The sequence below is a fragment of the Bradyrhizobium sp. UFLA05-112 genome (assembly GCF_053572325.1).
Map to the genome: position 1 here is coordinate 1 of NZ_JBANBK010000201.1, position 1,356 is coordinate 1,356.

The following is a 1,356-nucleotide window of genomic DNA, read 5'->3' on the forward strand; positions in this document are numbered from 1 at the left end:
ATCCACGGCACGACCGGCGAGGCGCCGATCGTCCGCTTTGCGCGTGACGAGGCACACCGGTTGAAGCCGCTCGGCGGGCAGCCGTCGTTTGGATCGTTGCGCGAACTGGCCCGCGTCGTCGGCAACGATTGTGCCGTCGAGGTCGACACGAACAGCTACTCGGTGCCGTGGCGGCTGATCGGCGAGCGGGTGGCGGTGACGGTTGCGGCCGGCGAGGTGCGCATCCGCCATGGCATGCGCGAGGTTGCGGTCCACAAGCAATCGGAGGGCCGCCGGCTACGGATCGTCGATTCCGCCCACCTCGACGGGGTTGCCGGTCGCAATGGCGCGGTCTGCCGACCGGCAATCGCGACACCGACAGTGCTGGCGCCTTCTCCACTGCCCTCGTTGTTGCGTCCTCTTGCCGAATACGAAGCAGCGATCGGAGGGAGCTTCTGATGGCGCGCACAAAGAAGGCTACCGAAGTACCGATCGATCGGCTCGAGGCCATGCTGGCGCGATTGCAGCTCTCCGGCATCCGCGACCAACTCGACAACCTGCTCGACGAGGCGGCGCGCGCGAACCTGTCGGCGCGTGAGACGCTGATCCTGCTGTGCGAGCGCGAGATCGCGCGCAAGGATCATCGCCGTATCGAGATGGCGCTGAAACTCGCACACTTCCCGGCCGTGAAGGAGCTGGCGGGCTTCGACTTCGAGGCGCAGCCGTCGATCGATCCGAAGCAGATCCGCGACCTGGCCGCGTCACGATGGATCGCCAACGGCGAGAACGTGCTGCTGCTCGGCCCGCCGGGCGTTGGCAAGACGCACTTGTCGATCGCGCTCGGGCGAGAGGCGATCCTGGCCGGATACACGGTGCAGTTCACCACGGCGACGACGCTGGTCGCTGGCCTCGCCAAGGCGCATGGCGAGCGGCGCCTGGACGAGAAACTGCTGGCGCTGGCGAAGCCAAAGCTGCTGATCGTCGACGAGCTCGGCTATCTGCCGCTGGAGCCTGACGCGGCGCATCTGTTCTTCCAGCTGGTCAGCCGGCGCTACGAAACCGGCGCCATGCTGATCACGTCGAACCGCAGCGTTGCCGAATGGGGCACAGTGTTCGCCGATCCAGTGGTCGCCACCGCGATCCTCGACCGGCTCTTGCACCACAGCCACGTGCTGACCATCCGCGGCGACAGCTACCGGCTCCGCGCCAAGCGAAAGAGCGGCCTCATCAAGCCGCCCGCCGCTGACGGCCCTCCGGTCGGCTCCGCCTCCCTCCGTCCCGTCAGCGGCGGAGCCAACCTTCAACCGACATCATGAACCCGAGGGTGGGGGCAGTTCTTCATGACGCAAAGGGGGCAGTTCCGGATGGCGTTTGACA

General features: G+C 67.0%; 2 protein-coding genes. Both read left to right on the forward strand.

Annotation, left to right across the window (positions count from 1 at the left end; all coding sequences use genetic code 11):
- Positions 1–438 (forward strand): Mu transposase domain-containing protein (locus tag SO180_RS42345; protein WP_449384701.1); only part of this gene is annotated, 438 nt, incomplete at its 5' end.
- Entirely contained in the window at positions 438–1,295 is an 858-nt protein-coding gene (istB, locus tag SO180_RS42350) for an IS21-like element helper ATPase IstB (protein ID WP_449384702.1), read from the forward strand. The genes SO180_RS42345 and istB, both read left to right, overlap by 1 nt.
- The last annotated feature ends 61 nt before the right edge of the window (positions 1,296–1,356 follow it).

What these genes read in the sequence shown, in the direction of transcription:
- istB (WP_449384702.1), top strand. Translation starts at nt 438, where the DNA reads ATGGCGCGCACAAAGAAGGCTACCGAAGTACCGATCGATCGGCTCGAG.